General features: G+C 38.0%; 18 protein-coding genes. 8 read left to right on the top strand and 10 right to left on the bottom strand.

The annotated features are described in order from the left end of the window. Nucleotides 1–2 precede the first annotated feature (2 nt). Entirely contained in the window at nucleotides 3–1,706 is a 1,704-nt protein-coding gene (locus AB4J89_RS17030) for a sensor histidine kinase (protein ID WP_088493975.1), read from the bottom strand. Nucleotides 1,707–1,940: 234 nt separating this feature from the next. On the opposite strand from AB4J89_RS17030, the gene AB4J89_RS17035 reads away from it, so the two are divergent. The 3 genes from AB4J89_RS17035 to AB4J89_RS17045 are packed head-to-tail and all read left to right on the top strand — an operon-like array spanning nucleotide 1,941 to nucleotide 5,227. Then, nucleotides 1,941–2,912, top strand: a complete 972-nt coding sequence (locus AB4J89_RS17035) for an HlyD family secretion protein (RefSeq protein WP_088493974.1) — start codon at nucleotides 1,941–1,943, stop codon at nucleotides 2,910–2,912. Between the two features lie 9 nt (nucleotides 2,913–2,921). Continuing rightward, nucleotides 2,922–4,067: an ABC transporter permease gene (locus AB4J89_RS17040; protein ID WP_088493973.1), complete on the top strand. Its 1,146-nt coding sequence runs from the start codon at nucleotides 2,922–2,924 to the stop codon at nucleotides 4,065–4,067. Continuing rightward, the gene (locus AB4J89_RS17045) at nucleotides 4,067–5,227 is read left to right on the top strand and encodes an ABC transporter permease (protein WP_088493972.1); all 1,161 of its coding nucleotides are present in this window, start codon (nucleotides 4,067–4,069) and stop codon (nucleotides 5,225–5,227) included. The genes AB4J89_RS17040 and AB4J89_RS17045 overlap by 1 nt, the downstream gene beginning before the upstream one ends. 30 nt (nucleotides 5,228–5,257) lie before the next feature. Here AB4J89_RS17045 and AB4J89_RS17050 read toward each other — a convergent pair whose 3' ends face one another. The 4 genes from AB4J89_RS17050 to AB4J89_RS17065 all read right to left on the bottom strand — a co-directional run bounded on the left by AB4J89_RS17050 (nucleotide 5,258) and on the right by AB4J89_RS17065 (nucleotide 8,431). After that, nucleotides 5,258–5,992, bottom strand: coding sequence for a hypothetical protein (locus AB4J89_RS17050; protein WP_368470030.1), 735 nt, complete (start codon nucleotides 5,990–5,992; stop codon nucleotides 5,258–5,260). A gap of 15 nt (nucleotides 5,993–6,007) precedes the next feature. Next, nucleotides 6,008–6,358 (bottom strand): hypothetical protein, encoded by a 351-nt coding sequence (locus tag AB4J89_RS17055; RefSeq protein ID WP_102949422.1) that lies wholly within the window; start codon nucleotides 6,356–6,358, stop codon nucleotides 6,008–6,010. Between the two features lie 185 nt (nucleotides 6,359–6,543). Next, nucleotides 6,544–7,422, bottom strand: coding sequence for a U32 family peptidase (locus AB4J89_RS17060; protein ID WP_088493969.1), 879 nt, complete (start codon nucleotides 7,420–7,422; stop codon nucleotides 6,544–6,546). A gap of 13 nt (nucleotides 7,423–7,435) precedes the next feature. Then, complete coding sequence (locus AB4J89_RS17065) at nucleotides 7,436–8,431, bottom strand: peptidase U32 family protein (RefSeq protein WP_088493968.1); 996 nt, start codon at nucleotides 8,429–8,431, stop codon at nucleotides 7,436–7,438. A gap of 216 nt (nucleotides 8,432–8,647) precedes the next feature. On the opposite strand from AB4J89_RS17065, the gene AB4J89_RS17070 reads away from it, so the two are divergent. Together AB4J89_RS17070 and AB4J89_RS17075 are read left to right on the top strand one after the other, a co-directional pair. Beyond that, nucleotides 8,648–9,181, top strand: coding sequence for an SCP2 domain-containing protein (locus tag AB4J89_RS17070; RefSeq protein WP_006535669.1), 534 nt, complete (start codon nucleotides 8,648–8,650; stop codon nucleotides 9,179–9,181). Then, nucleotides 9,175–9,681, top strand: coding sequence for a GNAT family N-acetyltransferase (locus AB4J89_RS17075; protein WP_368470033.1), 507 nt, complete (start codon nucleotides 9,175–9,177; stop codon nucleotides 9,679–9,681). The genes AB4J89_RS17070 and AB4J89_RS17075 overlap by 7 nt, the downstream gene beginning before the upstream one ends. Nucleotides 9,682–9,683: 2 nt before the next feature. Here AB4J89_RS17075 and AB4J89_RS17080 read toward each other — a convergent pair whose 3' ends face one another. Further along, complete coding sequence (locus tag AB4J89_RS17080; protein ID WP_368470036.1) at nucleotides 9,684–9,974, bottom strand: GIY-YIG nuclease family protein; 291 nt, start codon at nucleotides 9,972–9,974, stop codon at nucleotides 9,684–9,686. Between the two features lie 287 nt (nucleotides 9,975–10,261). Between AB4J89_RS17080 and AB4J89_RS17085 the strand changes: the two genes are divergently transcribed. Continuing rightward, nucleotides 10,262–10,513: a YdgH/BhsA/McbA-like domain containing protein gene (locus AB4J89_RS17085; RefSeq protein WP_088493965.1), complete on the top strand. Its 252-nt coding sequence runs from the start codon at nucleotides 10,262–10,264 to the stop codon at nucleotides 10,511–10,513. A 114-nt stretch (nucleotides 10,514–10,627) separates the two neighbouring features. Then, complete coding sequence (locus tag AB4J89_RS17090; protein ID WP_311755581.1) at nucleotides 10,628–11,068, top strand: YhbP family protein; 441 nt, start codon at nucleotides 10,628–10,630, stop codon at nucleotides 11,066–11,068. A 20-nt stretch (nucleotides 11,069–11,088) separates the two neighbouring features. Here the strand turns inward: AB4J89_RS17090 and AB4J89_RS17095 are convergent, their stop codons facing one another. The 4 genes from AB4J89_RS17095 to AB4J89_RS17110 form a co-directional block, all read right to left on the bottom strand. Continuing rightward, a complete protein-coding gene (locus AB4J89_RS17095) occupies nucleotides 11,089–11,451 on the bottom strand; it encodes a hypothetical protein (protein ID WP_311755582.1) in 363 nt (120 codons plus the stop codon). Between the two features lie 161 nt (nucleotides 11,452–11,612). Continuing rightward, complete coding sequence (gene nrdG / locus AB4J89_RS17100; protein ID WP_088493963.1) at nucleotides 11,613–12,077, bottom strand: anaerobic ribonucleoside-triphosphate reductase-activating protein; 465 nt, start codon at nucleotides 12,075–12,077, stop codon at nucleotides 11,613–11,615. 4 nt (nucleotides 12,078–12,081) lie between these two features. Then, nucleotides 12,082–14,220, bottom strand: a complete 2,139-nt coding sequence (gene nrdD, locus AB4J89_RS17105; protein WP_088493962.1) for an anaerobic ribonucleoside-triphosphate reductase — start codon at nucleotides 14,218–14,220, stop codon at nucleotides 12,082–12,084. A 344-nt stretch (nucleotides 14,221–14,564) separates the two neighbouring features. Beyond that, entirely contained in the window at nucleotides 14,565–14,951 is a 387-nt protein-coding gene (locus AB4J89_RS17110) for a RidA family protein (RefSeq protein ID WP_006535650.1), read from the bottom strand. A 359-nt stretch (nucleotides 14,952–15,310) separates the two neighbouring features. Here AB4J89_RS17110 and AB4J89_RS17115 point away from each other — a divergent pair, with 359 nt between their 5' ends. Beyond that, nucleotides 15,311–16,222: a LysR substrate-binding domain-containing protein gene (locus AB4J89_RS17115; RefSeq protein WP_088493960.1), complete on the top strand. Its 912-nt coding sequence runs from the start codon at nucleotides 15,311–15,313 to the stop codon at nucleotides 16,220–16,222. The last annotated feature ends 4 nt before the right edge of the window (nucleotides 16,223–16,226 follow it).

Raw genomic sequence — 16,226 nt, forward strand, 5'->3', positions numbered from 1 at the left:
TGTTATGTAACGTTATCCATGCTTTTTTCTAGAGGTAAGCAAATTTTCACCTTTGTATATTCATCGGCTTGGCATTCAACTAAAACACCATAAAGCTCGCCATAGCGTAATTTTAATCGCTTATCCACTAGTCTCATGCCTAAACCTAATTGATGCGATGGGCATTGAGGATGGTAAAGTCCAGCATTATCACAAATTTCGATAATGATTAAATGATGCTCTTGATGTGCTCTAATTGTAATCTTTCCTGTGTCTAATAACTGTGACGTTCCATGTTTAATTGCATTCTCGACCATCGGTTGAAGAGAAAAAGCCGGTAAGCGTGCATTCGCTAAGCTTTCAGGAATTTGAATATCAATCTGCAAGCGTTCCTGAAAACGCGCTTTCTCGATTTGTAGATAGGCGTTTACATGTTCGATTTCGTCACTTAATGTCACCACCGCTTCTGGTCTTTTTAAATTCTTACGAAAGAAAGCAGAGAGAAATTGCACGAGTTGCTTTGCTTGCTCGCTATCACGTCGAATAACCGCTTGCAGTGTATTTAGTGCATTAAAAAGAAAGTGAGGATTAACCTGAGCATGTAAGAGTTTAATCTCTGATTCTAAAAGCGATTGCTTATTTCGTTCATATTGCCCAGCTAGAATTTGTGCAGATAATAGACTTGCGATACCTTCACCTAAGGTACGATTAATCGAACTAAATAGGCGATTTTTAGCCTCATAAAGTTTTATTGTTCCAATAACTTGATTATTTTCACCTCTTAACGGAATAACTAAGGTTGAACCTAGTTTGCAATGAGGGGAAAGCGTGCAACGATAGGGCGTTTCATTACCATCAGCATAGACAACTTCATTATTATTAATGGCTTGTTTAGATTGATCTGATGAAATAGGTGTACCCGGTAAATGGTGATCCGCGCCAATGCCAATAAAGGCGAGTAGCTTTTCTCTATCTGTAATGGCAACCGCACTGACTCTTAATTCCTGATAAATCACTTTTGCTACACGGGTGCTATTATCTTGGTTAAATCCTTTACGTAAAATACCTTCAGTACAGACAGCGATTTTTAATGCTTGTGTCGAGAATGCACTGGTATATTTTTCAAATATAGCGCGTCTATCTTGTAATATTCGAATAAACATCGCAGCACCAACGGTATTTGCTACGATCATAGGAGCGGCGATATCTTTAACTAAAGCAAGTGCTTCATTGAACGGACGTGCCAATAATAAGATGATGCTCATCTGTATTATTTCAGCAAAGAAAGTCACCGCAGCGGCTGTCCATGGGTTAAATATTCGATGCATCTGCCCATGTTTTACGTAATAACGGTGAACTAATCCACCAATTAGTCCCTCTGCGATAGTGGAAACCATACAACTTAGTGCTGTCATGCCTCCGAGAGAATAACGATGTAATCCCCCTGTAAAGCCAACAAGAAAGCCGACATAAGGGCCTCCTAACAATCCGCCTAAAACAGAGCCAATGGCACGTGTATTGGCAATAGAATCATTAATATGTAGCCCAAAATAGGTACCCATAATGCAGAAAATAGAGAATATGACGTAGCACATCAACTTATGTGGTAGTTTTATCGTGACCTGTAAAAGTGGCGTAAATAGCGGTGTTTTGCTTAAAAACCAAGCAATAATTAAATAAACGCACATTTGCTGTAATAACAGCAAAATAAGATCAAATTCATACATAAGTATTGAGTACCGTTCTCTTTTCTATCTGATAAACATAAAAAGTTCAGATAAAACGGGGATATTAATTAGGCGATAAAGTTTGATATAAGAATAACTTAATCGCACTATCAAAGAAAATATTCCTTTGCATCAGTGATCTGGCGCACAAAATTCTTAAAGAAATTCTGAGTTATTGTGTAATATAACTCTGTCAGTGAGTGTTCTACTTCACTATTAAGGTCTAATCGTTATATGAAAAAAAGAGCCATTTATCTTATTTTATTAATGCTAATACTAATTGCATTAGCCGTACTTTTCCGCGCGCATAATCAATATTTATTATTGCAAGGAGAAGTCGATGCTCCAGAAGTCATTGTCGCCTCTAAAGCCAAAGGTCGTGTTATTGAACGCCATATAGAGCGAGGTGATGATGTCAAAAAAGGGCAATTAATGATCACATTAGAAAGCCCTGAACTCAATGCGCAAGTTGCTGCACTTGAGGCAGCCAAAGCACAAGCTCAAGCTCAATTAGATTTGTCATTACATGGCACAAGAGAAGAGAGCATTCGTAATCTAGAAGCAGTTTTATCTCAAGCTAAAGTAGAAGCTGCAAATGCGGCAAGAGATTATCAGCGTATCAGCGCGGTAGCTAATCAAGGCTATGTATCAGCAACAGAGCTGGATAATGCACGCCGTAGCCGTGATGTTGCATCACAAAGAGTAAGAGCCGCTCAAGCAGAATTGGATGAAGCCAAAAATGGCGATCGTATTGAATTACGCCATAAATACACCGCCGCGGTGCAACAGGCAGAACAACAACTTATTGAGTTGAAGATCCAACAAAACGACTTACAAGTTAAAGCACCAGTAGATGGAGAAGTGGGACCTATTCCTGCGGAGATAGGTGAGCTCTTTAATGCCAATAGCCCACTTGCTACCCTTATTCGTATTCCTGATGCTTATTTTGTTTATAACCTTCGTGAAGACATTTTAGCGGATATTCGTAAAGGTGATCGTATTACTATCACGGTTCCTGCATTAGGTAATAAAGAGGTAGAAGCTGAAATTCGCTATATCGCTCCAATGGGTGACTACGCAACAAAAAGAGCGACAAGAGCAACGGGTGATTTCGATTTAAAAACGTTTGAGATCCGATTGTATCCTGTGACGCCAATTGAAGGGCTTCGCCCCGGTATGAGTGCATTATGGCGTTGGGATAAATAAGGACAAACAATGAGAGTAAAGGCAGCTTGGCGTGGCTTTAGTAGCGCATTCTCACGAGAAACTCATATGGCAGTTCGTAGCCCCGTTTTTCACTGGCTAAGCTGGCTATTTCCATTGATGTTGTTCACGTTAATTAGTGCTAACTTTTCTGAAGGTACACTGCTGAATTTGCCAGTTTCGGTGATCAATAACGATAATAGTCCATTATCGAGAACACTGATCAGAGACTTAAATGCAGGCTCTCATGCGCAATTAAATACGCTAGATGGTAATCCTCGCACAGCAATGGAACGGCTTGGTAGCGCAAAAGATTACGCGATACTCACCATTCCTCGACACTTTGAAAGTAAGGTCTTAGCGGGAAAACAACCCACTACACGTATGTATTACAACGGGTTGTATTATGCGGCTGGGAGCTACGCAATACAGGATTTTAGTGGATTAATTGCAGAGCTTAATGCGCAATACCGTACTGTTTTAGCTCAAGAGATGAATAAACCTGTTCCTCCATTGGCAAAAGTGACGCTCTCATATGACAGTTTGTTTAATGCCAGTGGCAGTTATATCTATTATCAGCAATTTGCAGCTACTATTCATATGCTCCAACTCTTTGTCGTGACCTGTACGATTTATTCGTTATCACGCGGTAATATGCTACTGAATATTAAGCCTTTTACATTTGCCCTTATTGGTAAACTCACCCCTTACACCTTGTTTTTCTTAACCTTGTTAATTGTTGAATTAGCGGCATTAGTGCATTTTTCGGGGGCGAAGGTAAACGGTAATCCGCTATATATGGTGCTCGTGGGATTCTTCTATATTATTGCGGCTCAAAGTGTGGGGTTGCTGCTCTTTGCGTTTACCAATAGTGCGATAACGGCATACAGTATGATAGGTATGTTGGTGAGTATTGCATTGGCATTTTCAGGTATGGCTGTACCTGAGCTGTCGATGATCTTACCTGCACAGATTATTTCTAATTTAGAGCCATTAACTCACGCCTTAAATGCCATGTTTGATATCTTCTTAAGAGAAGTATCACTACAAGGTATTTTATATGTTTGTTCGCTCTTGCTGATTTATCCTTTTGCTATCGCCTTCTTAGTTCGCAAACGTATTTTTAAACGATTGGAATTACAGGTAGGTGTTGCATGATGCAGATGTATTTCCAAACTTTTAAGCGCGTTCTGCTGGGTATGTTAGAAAAACCGATGTGGATGCTACTTATCGTTTCCCTATGTATTATGAGTTTGGTGTATGCCAAACCAGTATTATGGGATTTACCTGTGGCAGTGATTAATCAAGATCATAGCCCCGCAAGCTATTCACTTATTCGGGCATTAAACTCGACACCTAAATTAAGTATTAATAACTACGATAATTTAGATGAAGCTCGTCACGATATGATTATGCGTGAGCTCTTTGCCATCATTATTATTCCAACTGATTTTGAGAAGAAATTACTGAATGGTAAAGATGTCACTGTTCCGGTTTTTGGTGATGCTACAAACCGTCTTGCCAGTGGACAAATTCAGCAAGAATTGATGTTGGCTTATCAACAGTTATTAGATTCTTATAATGGGCGTATTTTACAAAATGCGGGCTTTAGTGTTGAGCAATCGAGAATTCTATTAAAGCCAATCCAAGGCGAAACCATAGCAATGTATAACCCAGGGGTAAGTTTTGCTGCAATTATTTTCCCGGGCTTATTAGTCATGTTATTACAACACTCGCTCTTAATTGCTTGTGTCCGTGTCAGTATTGCAGTGAGAAGTACGCCAAAAGGAAAGCCACCGTTAGCGGTTTATTTAGGGGCATTATCTGCACTTATTCCTATTTGGTTATTTTTATCTGCCGTGTTTTTTGCACTATGGCCTTGGGTATTAGGCTATCGCCAAGAGGCTCCGCTTTACCAAGTATGGATGCTTACTTTCCCATTCCTATTGGCTGTATTAGGTCTTGGTAAATTGATTACAGAGTGCTTACGCAGTGTTGAGATGATTTATCTGACATTGGCGTTTGTAACAACACCCGTATTCTATATTTCCGGCACGATTTGGCCATTACAAGCGATGCCTGACTGGGTATTTGCAATCTCATCCGCACTACCTTCTACATGGGCAGTAAACGCCATGGCTGGTATTAACCAAATGGGATTATCATTCCAAAGCATATTGGGTGATATTGTGATGATGTTGGTTTTAGGCGTGATTTACACCGTGTTAGGTGTGCTGGTGGGTATGTTACGTAATGGCGAATTAAGGCATATTACGCACCAATTTAAGCATTGGTTACATCATCGCGGTTCTAAATAGAAAGCCCCTAAGGGCTTTTTATTTATCCAATTATTTATCAATATGGTAGATCTTATCTTTACTAATAATAGTTACTATATGATGGCAAAAATCCATTGATAATTTTCTTGGCTCCCATCTCGAAATATTTATCAATGAAAGGCCATAATAACTCCAAGGAATAACACCTTTTGTACCAGATCCATAATGAGTTAGAGTATCTATAAATATTTTTCTTATTGTGTCATATATTCTTACTTCACCAATCTTAGTCATTCCTGAAACCCATAATGACCCACCGCATAATGTTTGCAAATTATCGCAAATAAGATATTCATGTTTTATTAATAGTTTTTTATAAATATGGCGAGCAATACCTATTGCTCTATAGTCTTCAAGGAGAGTAATTCCTTTAATCTGCTTTCCTATTTTTATTGTTAAATTATCAACAAAAGAGAAATTGTTATAAACCATTCGCCCTATAAGGAAATCTTCTTTTTCATCATGCATTTCTAATTCAAGTAATATATTAATTATTTCTGAGTCAGAATAACCTAGTGCTCGTAAATCTAATGAATAATTAGAATAAAAATCTTCTGTACTACAACCCATTAATATAATGTCAGAATAGTAATGATACTCGCTACCTATTAAAGTAAATTCAGTGATTTTTAATAAGTCTCCTTCATTTGTTAGATAAAAAAAGATTTCAATAATTTCTTCTTTTATACATTCAGGTTTTTTACTGAGATCTTTAATGTAGTTATTGGTAAAGTTTGGAGACATTCCATTCTCACTATACTAATGAATTGATAGATTTTGGTATTTAGACATATAACAAAAAATAGAAGATTTAATTTTTTGAAGAAGATGAATAATGTTTCCATTTAATTCAGGGTACTGGTTATAGGGATCAACAATAATATTTATTTTTTCTTTTCGATAAGATAATTCAGTAAAAGGGACAATATAAAAGTCATCACTTTTATTGTCATCTTGAATAATGACAATAAATAATTGTTTATTATGATCTTTTCGTACTATCAGACGATGAATTGATAAATGAATGTTAGTCACATCATCAATAAATGTATTAATAACTTCAGTTGAGTGGCTAATAGTCTGTATAGAACGAATATGTTCTGTTTTCATATAGCCTTCTTAAAGTATTAGTTTATTGATAATTGAGGACTTACTCGTTAATCGTACAAAATATCTTCGTTTTAGAATAGGTGAACTCTACACTAACTTCAATAGCGTAACGGGTAATAAAAGGGTAATAAATTCCTTTTATCCACTTCACAAAATAGATATGAAGTGGATTTATCATTGAATTCTTACTCCACCAATTCCAATCCTGCCAATTTACGCCAATAGCCATTACAGTCATGGTGATGAATTGTTGTCAGTGGTTGTTGACCTTGTTCATTTTGGCGAAATTGTTGCAAGGTATCAAAAATAGCATCAGATTCGGGAGATAAACGGATAATATCCACTAAGCCTGTCATTGATGTTTGATCGTTACCCAAGTTATAACAATAGCCGCTTTGTGTTTGGATACCATTAAGAACAAATACTTGCTGATTTTCTTGTGAGCGTACTTCACGACCTTGAGGGTATTTTTGACAGCAGGTTTCACAATCATCTTTAGAGCGATTTTCAGAACGAGCAGTAAAACAGCGCGCTGAATAAGCCAAAGGAAGGTGCCCATAAGCCAGTACTTCAACCTCAAACTTATCTCTAATACCTAATGTTTCACATTGGGTTAGAAGGTTACTCAACCATTCGCGAGAAAGCTCAACAGGCATACACCAACGCATCATTCCTTGTTTATGTAACAAACGTAACGCATAAGCGTTGTAGCAATTAAGCCCGTGACCAGCCACAAAAGGAAGATGTCGTTCGTAAAGCATATTGATCACACCAAAATCATGCGCTTCAACTAAAAACTCACCGTTATCAACTAACTTCGCAATTTCTTTTAATTCAGAAGGTGCTTGTAATAATGCTAAGGTAGAAAGCACCACTTGCTTACCGCTTTTAGCGACTTCTTTGGCGAGATTTATCCAATCTTGAGGCTTGGTTTCTCGGCGTTTACTACAAACCGTTTCACCTAAATAAATAATATCAGCATCACTATGTTTTGCTTTTTCATAGAAGGCTTCAAGTGCTTCTTTTTGCCAATAATAAAGTACAGAGCCTAATGCATATTTCATTTTCTTATCCTTATTATTGCCATTTGCGGTGATAAGCACCCAATGTCGTTTGTGTTCCTTCTGAAATTTTTCCTAATGCGTTCATCCAACGAGGGTTAGTACTAAAGCCTTGAGGATCTTTTTTGCATTGATCGATAGCTGCACGCCAAACTCTTGCGACTTCAGTAACATAAGCAGGACTACGTTGACGACCCTCAATTTTGACGGATGCGATATTCATCGCCATTAACTCTGGTAATAGTGAAAGCGTATTGAGGCTCGTAGGCTCTTCTAATGCGTGATAACAGTGGTCATCAACAAAATAACGCCCTTTGCATAATGTTGGATAACCAGCATTCTCGTCGGGTGAATAGCGGTCGATAAGTACGTCATTAAGGCGAGACTCCATTCCTTGTGGTGTCTGTTGCCAACGTACAAAACGAGCCGGAGAGCAAGCACCTACGGTATTAGGGGATTCACCAGTTAAATAAGAAGAGAGATAGCATCGACCTTCAGCCATAATACATAAGCTACCAAAGGCAAAAACTTCTAAAGGTACTGGGCTAGTTTGTGCTAACTGTTTTACTTGATGAATAGATAGAACTCGAGGAAGAACAATACGAGCCACATCGAAGTTACGCTGATAAAATTCAATCGCTTGTGTATTGGTTGCAGAAGCTTGCACTGAAACATGGCGCTCAATATGAGGATAACGCTCTGCGGCGTACTCTAACATGGCGATATCCGCCAAAATAAGCGCATCAGCACCTAAAGATGCCGCCATATCAACCGCTTTTTGCCAGCGTTCAAATCCATCAGGGTGAGCAAAGGTGTTTATTGCAATATGCAATTTTCGCTGGTGGCGATGAACATAATTAACCGCTTCTTGTAACTTTTTTTCTGTGAAATTTAAACCCGCAAAATGTCTTGCATTCGTATCATCTTTTAAACCGATATAAACGGCATCCGCACCATTATCTATGGCTGCTTTTAAGGCAGGTAAATTACCCGCAGGGCACAGCAATTCCATCTTCACTTCCCTTTAGAAATTAAGAATGATCAGAAATTGTAATGAGCAAGATAAAAAAAGGTTTTGATTTAGGGCAGAGAACTCTGTTTTTTGCTTAAGTAAAATCAAAGAACTCAAAATGTGAACAACGGATTAACCGAATATTGATATAGGATCGCAGAATATCTGTCTATATCTGGCACAATAGCCCATAATTTTATTTATAGGAGTCCGAACGTGTTTAACAAAATTCGTACCCATTTGGTTAAAGAGGGTCCTCGTTTTTTACGTTACCCTTTACAGGTTACCCCATTTGCTCTGCAACGCGATATCTTAGAACAGTTTTTAAGTTGGCAGTTTCGTGAGTCGTTAGCTGAAGGTGATTTACACTTTTTAGAAGATAAGTGGCTAAAAGTTGAGATAAGAGACTTACATTTACAGTGGTTTATCAGTGTTCGTGATGATAAATTAGTGGTCAGTCGCTTAGAAAAAGAAGATGTCAGCTTTAGCGGAAATGCTAATGATCTTATTTTAATTGCTGCTCGCAAAGAAGATCCTGACACCTTATTTTTCCAACGTCGTCTACAAATTGAGGGTGATACAGAACTCGGGTTATATGTTAAGAACCTGATGGATGCAATTGAATTAGACTCAATGCCATCTGTGTTGCGTTTTGGTTTATTACAACTGGCTGAGTTTGTAAAAAGTGGACTTCAAGAAGAAAAAGAAGACACTCTGCACAGCCATGAACTGAGCTCAACTTCATGCTAATACGTGTTGAAATTCCCGTTGATATTCCTGCAATTGATAACCTTTTACGCCAAGCGTTTCCGACAGGTAGTGAAGCTGATTTAGTCGGGCATTTACGAGAAGAAGGGTTATTAACATTAGGCATGGTGGCAATTAACGATGAAGGCCAATTAATTGGCTATATCGGTTTTACACCTGTTGATATTGATGGAGAAGATTGCCAGTGGGTAGGACTTGCACCACTTGCTGTTGCGCCTGATTTCCAAAACCAAGGTATTGGACGTCAACTGATTAATGAAGGGCTAGATAGCCTAAATGAATTTGGTTACGGTGCAGTTGTGGTGTTGGGAGAGCCTGAGTACTATCAAAAATCAGGTTTTATTCCAGCTAAGTCACAAGGCTTACATTGCAAATGGCCTGATACAGAAGAGGCTTTTCAGCTTTATGCGTTAGAAAATGGTAATGTTGATGATATTCATGGTTTAGTCAACTATTCACCATTGTTCGATCAATTTAGCTAAATTTATGTATCCTGTATTAAATACAATGCAATGTCTGAAGGCTGGTCAATGATCAGCTTTTCTTTTTGCGTTTTTTTCAATTGTTTTAATTGGTATTCAAGTTGAGAAGCACGCTGTCTATCGCCAACCTGACAATGAAACTCAAGTAATAAAGGGCCTTTTCCTTTCAGCGCCTTAGCACCAGTTCCATTTTGATGTTGTTGAAAACGCCTCTCAATATTTGTCGTGATCCCTGTATAAAGAGAACCAAGACGATTTCTAACAATATAGAGTGACCACATTGTCTCCGTCATCATTTTTTCCTTTTCGTGCTACTTTCTCTTTTGATAAATAATACTTCTTAATTTTTTAAGTGAGTAATTTATCGTTTTATCAAAATGAAATCTATTAGATATATCAATATGTTGTGAAATATTTGTGACAGTAAGTTCTATCATTTAAAAAATAACATTCAATTTTTTTGAAAATGAACAGCAATTATTGCTAATTTTAAAGTTAAACTAAAGCGCATAATATGATCCACATCACAGAGAGACACTCCGCGATACCTAACAAAATTAGAATTTATTTGGAGTTTATTATGAAAAAATCTACATTAATCGCTGCTGCATTAGCTTTAAGTGCTATTTCATTCGGTTCAATCGCATCTGATAGCGTATCAAAAAGTCCTTCAGTGAATGGTGAGTATATCACAATCACAGGTAGCGATACTTTAGATGGTTTAACAACTAAAATCGCCCAAATCGCAAAAGATGAAGGTGCAAAAGGCTTTAAAGTTGTAGGCGCAACAGGTGATGATTACCTCACTGTAAATGCTGAAATTTATCGTTAATTTTAACTATTCCCGATAAATAACCTGTAATAAGAGACACGCGGTAAGACGCTCGTTTTGGTGATATAATTATCAACTAAACAGCGTCTCTTTTTGTATCTATACAGGTATATTATGTCTTCTCTAGACTCGATCAAAATAATTAAACAATATATTCGTGATAACCATGTGTTTACCTTATGTACAACACGTTCATTGGGGGATATTTGGTGTGCTAATTGTTTTTATTGGTTTGATGAAAGTCAGATGAGGCTGATTTTTCTTTCTGAGAAGAAAACGCGTCATGCTCAAATGATGCAAGAAAACTTATTAGTTGCAGGAAGTATCAGCACACAAGAAATTACCGTATCAGATTTACAGGGAATTCAATTCACGGGGGCTGTTTCTTTACTGACTGGTAAGGACGACATCAACGCAAGAAAACATTATTGTTTACGCTTTCCTGTCGCATTAGCCGCCATCCATGTGCCTTTATGGGAGCTACAATTGCAAGAAATTAAGATGGTGAATAATCAATTAGGTTTTGGTACTAAGCTCTATTGGCAACGTGATTAAACTTCTTTCTTAACTTTCTGTTATTCCCAAAAATAATGATTTTTTTGTTCCCATCCTTTTAAAGACATACAAGAGATATAGAAGGTTTTTCTGTCTTCTTGGTTAATGTCTTCAACATAGCTTTCTGTCATTGGTACACGTTCAGTGTAGGTTTTTTTATCACCGCAGTGATCTTTGTCATCTTTACGACACGTCTTTTGCACATCACGATAAACAGTACGTTGTAGCACTTCTTTGCGGATAGGGTAACGAGTATTGGCATCAAACTCACAGAGCATTTTCGCTTCCTGCAATGTGTAATCTGATGAACCTTTGGGTTCCCAAGTACTGCTACAACCAGAAAGTAAGATTATTGAAAATAAAGGGAAAAGTGCTAATTTCATATCAAATATCATCATAAAAAGAATAGTTAAGAGCGCTAATAATAAAACAAAACTAATCACTTTGACTATCATTTTTGAAAATGATTCGCATTTGATAACGGAGGTGATTAAATGAGAATGATGAAAGAAAAAAGCCCACTATAAAAATGGGCTTCTAGATATTATCTCAATTTATGTATTACCTGATTACTACTACCACGCCATAGTAATGCGGGATCATAAAGTTCTTGTACAAACTTTCCATCAATTAGCACGTTAATATAGCTAACAACTTCTTGTTGCTCTGGGGTCAAGTCTGCCAGTAAATAGCCTGTCCAAACCCAAATATCTTTTTCAGGGCATTCGGCTTTGACTCGTTTTACCAAGTGCAAAATTGTAGATAAATTTTGCGGATGTAAAGGATCACCCCCTGAAAGCGATAATCCTTGTCGTTTAATTCGACTGTCTTGAAGATCCGCAATAATCTGATCTTCCATCTCTTGTGTAAATGGCTTGCCTGACGTTAATGACCACGTTGATTTGTTATAACAGCCTCGGCATTGGTGTATGCACCCTGCAACAAACAGGGTGCAACGAGTGCCAGGACCATTGACAACATCAACAGGGTAATATTGATGGTAATTCACACTCTTAACCTAATTGACCATTTGCCAGATGTTTCACACGACGCTTAACTTCTTCTTGCTTACCCGCATTAAATGGGCGTGAATCTGGGCTACCTAAATATCCACATACACGGCGGATCACTGAAACTCTTGCAGGGTTGTGATTACCACAACGTGGGCAAGTAAAGCCTTTGCTAGTGCAAGAGAACTCACCGGTATAACCACAGTCATAACATTCATCAATCGGAGTATTCGTTCCGTAATAAGGAACGCGGGTATAGCTGTAATCCCACACATCCTCTAATGCTTTAAGGTTATGCTGTAAGTTTGGATATTCGCCGTAACAAATGAAACCGCCATTTGCTAATGGAGGATAAGGTGCTTCAAAATCCAGTTTGTCGTATGGGTTTACTTTTTTCTCAACATCTAAGTGGAAGCTATTGGTGTAATAACCTTTATCTGTCACACCTGGTAAAATACCGAATTCAGCAGCATCTAAGCGGCAGAAGCGATCACATAAGTTTTCACTTGGTGTGCTGTAAAGGCTAAAGCCATAACCTGTTTCTGCTTTCCACTGATCTGTTGCTTCACGCAGACGATTAATAATCGCCACTGCTTTTTCTCTTAAGGTTTCATCATCAAAAACGTGTTTTTCAGTACCAAACAGTGCATTAATGGTTTCATGAACACCGATATAACCTAATGAGATTGATGCTCTGCCATTTTTAAAGATTTCAGAGACATTATCATCTGCTTTTAAGCGAACACCACAAGCACCTTCCATATAAAGGATAGGGGCAACACGCGCTTTGACGTTTTCTAAACGAGCAATACGAGTCATCAGTGCTTTTTTCGCTAGTTCGAGGCGATCATCAAGTAGTGACCAGAACGTTGCTTCATCACCTTGAGCTTCAATCGCAATACGCGGTAAGTTCAGGCTGATAACACCGAGGTTATTACGGCCTTCATGGATCATCTCGCCATTTTCTTCGTAAACACCTAAGAAGCTACGGCAACCCATTGGCGTTTTAAATGAACCTGTTACTTTAACGACTTGATCGTAATTTAATATATCGGGATACATGCGTTTACTTGCACATTCGAGAGCAAGTTGTTTGATATCGTAATTAGGATCACCAAATTTATGGTTTAAGCCATCTTTAATGGCAAAAACAAGTTTAGGGAAAACAGCCGTTTTACGGTTTTTGCCTAAGCCAGCCATGCGATTTTCAAGAATAGATCGTTGAATTAAACGCGCTTCTTTCGACGTACCAAGGCCAAAACCAAAAGTGACAAATGGGGTTTGTCCATTAGCAGTATGTAGTGTATTAACTTCATACTCTAAAGATTGGAATGCGTCGTAACACTCTTTTTCAGTACGCGCATTAGCATAAGCTTCTTTATCAGCAATTTGCCACTCTTGCGCTACTTTATAGTGTTTGTCATAGCTTGATTTTACAAACGGCGCTAATACTTCATCGATACGATTTATCGTTGTACCACCATAAATATGGCTTGCTACTTGTGCGATAATTTGTGCAGTTACTGCTGTTGCTGTTGAAATAGATTTAGGGGGTTCTATTTCCGCATTTCCCATTTTAAAACCGTTGTTTAACATGCCTTTAAGGTCAATTAGCATACAGTTAAACATTGGGAAAAACGGTGAGTAATCGAGATCATGATAATGAATTTCACCACGCTCATGAGCGAGTACCACATCTCTTGGCAGGATATGCAATTTTGCGTAATGTTTAGCCACAATACCCGCAAGTAAATCACGCTGGGTAGGGATAACCTTACTGTCTTTATTCGCATTTTCATGAAGAATAGAGACATCACTTTGTTCGATAAGACCTCGGATTTCCTGAGTTAGTCTTCCACGTTGCTCACGAGCAACATCTCGGTCATGACGGTATTCAATATAGGCTCTGGCAACATCTTTATGTTCGCCAGCCATCAGCTGATTTTCTACGGCGTCTTGGATCTCACGGATATCGACATTCGAACGTCCTGCGAGAGATTGTGAAACGGATTGCGCGACAGAATCGCAATAATCATCATCAGTGATCTCACAAGCTACGGCGGCTCTTTTGATAGCATCGCTGATGCGGGTTTGGTCAAAAGAGACTTTACATCCGTCTCGTTTTATCACAATGGTTTTCACAATCTTGCTCCTTAACTATTTATCCACAGGCTCAAATCCCATAAAAACAGGTGATGGCACAGCATTCAGGCTTATTGTGGATAAGATGTGTATAATTACTATATGTTGTAGGTCGGTATGTATTAAAGCACAATATATAGTAATTGAAAGGGAAATAATCTTCATTAAAACTGATCTACATCAAGGTATTTTTGCTACATCAGGCATCAAGAGGGATTGGCTGAATTGTAAATATGTGCCAAAAACAGAAGTGATAAATTATTCATCGAAAAGTGAGAACATAAAAAAAGCAAAGTGCTCATAAAGAGACCTTTGCTTTTTTATGGCTTGCTGTTGAGACGAAATTAACGGATAGCGATAACTTCGATTTCTACTTTTGCATCTTTTGGTAAACGTGCAACTTCAACACAAGAGCGAGCAGGGAATGCAGCGTTATGCTCTTTGAAGAATGCTTCATAAGCAGCATTGATCGTACCGAAATCATTTAAATCTTTTACGAAAACAGTTGTTTTGATGATATTAGCAACAGTTAAACCCGCTTTTTCAATGATTGCTTTTACGTTTTCTAAAGATTGACGAGCTTGTTCTGCTGCATTATCAGAAACAAATTCACCGGTTGCAGGATCAACAGGTAATTGACCTGAAGTGATCACTAAATTACCTAAATCAACGCCTTGTACATAAGGGCCAATCGCAGCTGGGGCTTTATCGGTATTAATTTCGTAAGACATGTAGAACTCCTGTTTTTATAAGATTAACGCTAACATTCGATTAGTGCGACGCTATTATAGCCAGCGCTTCAGGTTAGCAATATGACAGATGTCAGGCTTTATCATAAAGTCTGCAATTATAAAAAGAAAATGAACTCATGTAATAACTTCACTTTGATGTGTATTTTCCCCTGAATAAAGGGGCTTTTTATAGAAAAATTTTTTATAAAAATCATTTTTTATATAAGTTTATTTTTCAAAAATATCCCATTTATGCTTTTAGGGTGGAATTATTCTATAATGAAGAAACATCGTGCTTTTTATAACAACTTTTATCGAAGTATTGTTTGATGCAAGATTTAGAATAATAGTAGGTGGCTATGGCGCAATTCAATTCACTTTCTGGTATCACCGCTTTTGTTGCAACGGCTCAAACAGGTAGCTTTACTGAAGCTGCATCTCGTTTAGGAATAACTAAATCAGCCGTTGGGAAAAGTGTGACTCGGTTAGAAGAGCATTTAGGTATTAATCTACTATTAAGAACAACACGACGTTTAACGTTGACCTCTGAAGGTGAGTATTATTTACAGCAGTGCCAAATAGCACTTTCTATTCTTGAACAAGCTAATAATCAAGTTCAAGAAAACCAGTCGGTATTAACAGGAAAAATTCGTCTGGATTTACCGTCTGCTTTTGGTCGTAAATGTATTATGCCTGTTTTAATGACATTAATGGATAAGCAGCCCCAGCTTAAAATGAGTGTTTCATTTAGTGAGCGCTATATTGATATGCATGAGGAGAGCGTGGATTTAGTCGTTCGTATCGGGCATTTACCTGATAGTAGCAATGTTGTTGCACGACAACTGACAACACAAAAACTGGTTCTCTGTGCTTCACCGATTTATTTGCAAAAATATGGCATACCTAAAGAAATCGAAGCGTTATCAGACCATCGTTGTATTGTGGGATTTCGGCAAGATGCCCCTTTTTATTGGATGCTAAAAGAGGAAGGAACCTTCCACCAATATATTCCAACTCCTTTCTATGAACTTGCTGATGGTGATGCAATGCTTGACGCAGTGATCCATGGCTATGGTATTGCTCAACTTCCGTTATGGATGATTGGGGATAAGCTTAAAGAAGGGCAATTACAGCGCATCTTGATCAAAACAGAAGGGTATCAATCTCCTATCAATATGATGTGGCATAAAGGGCAAAAACTACCACCTAAAACACGTTATATAGCAGATGCATTGCTTCAGGTGGCAAAAGAAGGCGGATTTGATGAGTAAATAT

The organism is Proteus sp. STS61-E (genome assembly GCF_040932335.1).
GTDB classification, from domain to species: domain Bacteria; phylum Pseudomonadota; class Gammaproteobacteria; order Enterobacterales; family Enterobacteriaceae; genus Proteus; species Proteus mirabilis_B.

What these genes read in the sequence shown, in the direction of transcription:
- AB4J89_RS17030 (WP_088493975.1), bottom strand. Translation starts at nt 1,706, where the DNA reads ATGTATGAATTTGATCTTATTTTGCTGTTATTACAGCAAATGTGCGTT.
- AB4J89_RS17035 (WP_088493974.1), top strand. Translation starts at nt 1,941, where the DNA reads ATGAAAAAAAGAGCCATTTATCTTATTTTATTAATGCTAATACTAATT.
- AB4J89_RS17040 (WP_088493973.1), top strand. Translation starts at nt 2,922, where the DNA reads ATGAGAGTAAAGGCAGCTTGGCGTGGCTTTAGTAGCGCATTCTCACGA.
- AB4J89_RS17045 (WP_088493972.1), top strand. Translation starts at nt 4,067, where the DNA reads ATGCAGATGTATTTCCAAACTTTTAAGCGCGTTCTGCTGGGTATGTTA.
- AB4J89_RS17050 (WP_368470030.1), bottom strand. Translation starts at nt 5,992, where the DNA reads ATGTCTCCAAACTTTACCAATAACTACATTAAAGATCTCAGTAAAAAA.
- AB4J89_RS17055 (WP_102949422.1), bottom strand. Translation starts at nt 6,358, where the DNA reads ATGAAAACAGAACATATTCGTTCTATACAGACTATTAGCCACTCAACT.
- AB4J89_RS17060 (WP_088493969.1), bottom strand. Translation starts at nt 7,422, where the DNA reads ATGAAATATGCATTAGGCTCTGTACTTTATTATTGGCAAAAAGAAGCA.
- AB4J89_RS17065 (WP_088493968.1), bottom strand. Translation starts at nt 8,431, where the DNA reads ATGGAATTGCTGTGCCCTGCGGGTAATTTACCTGCCTTAAAAGCAGCC.
- AB4J89_RS17075 (WP_368470033.1), top strand. Translation starts at nt 9,175, where the DNA reads ATGCTAATACGTGTTGAAATTCCCGTTGATATTCCTGCAATTGATAAC.
- AB4J89_RS17080 (WP_368470036.1), bottom strand. Translation starts at nt 9,974, where the DNA reads ATGACGGAGACAATGTGGTCACTCTATATTGTTAGAAATCGTCTTGGT.
- AB4J89_RS17085 (WP_088493965.1), top strand. Translation starts at nt 10,262, where the DNA reads ATGAAAAAATCTACATTAATCGCTGCTGCATTAGCTTTAAGTGCTATT.
- AB4J89_RS17090 (WP_311755581.1), top strand. Translation starts at nt 10,628, where the DNA reads ATGTCTTCTCTAGACTCGATCAAAATAATTAAACAATATATTCGTGAT.
- AB4J89_RS17095 (WP_311755582.1), bottom strand. Translation starts at nt 11,451, where the DNA reads ATGAAATTAGCACTTTTCCCTTTATTTTCAATAATCTTACTTTCTGGT.
- AB4J89_RS17110 (WP_006535650.1), bottom strand. Translation starts at nt 14,951, where the DNA reads ATGTCTTACGAAATTAATACCGATAAAGCCCCAGCTGCGATTGGCCCT.
- AB4J89_RS17115 (WP_088493960.1), top strand. Translation starts at nt 15,311, where the DNA reads ATGGCGCAATTCAATTCACTTTCTGGTATCACCGCTTTTGTTGCAACG.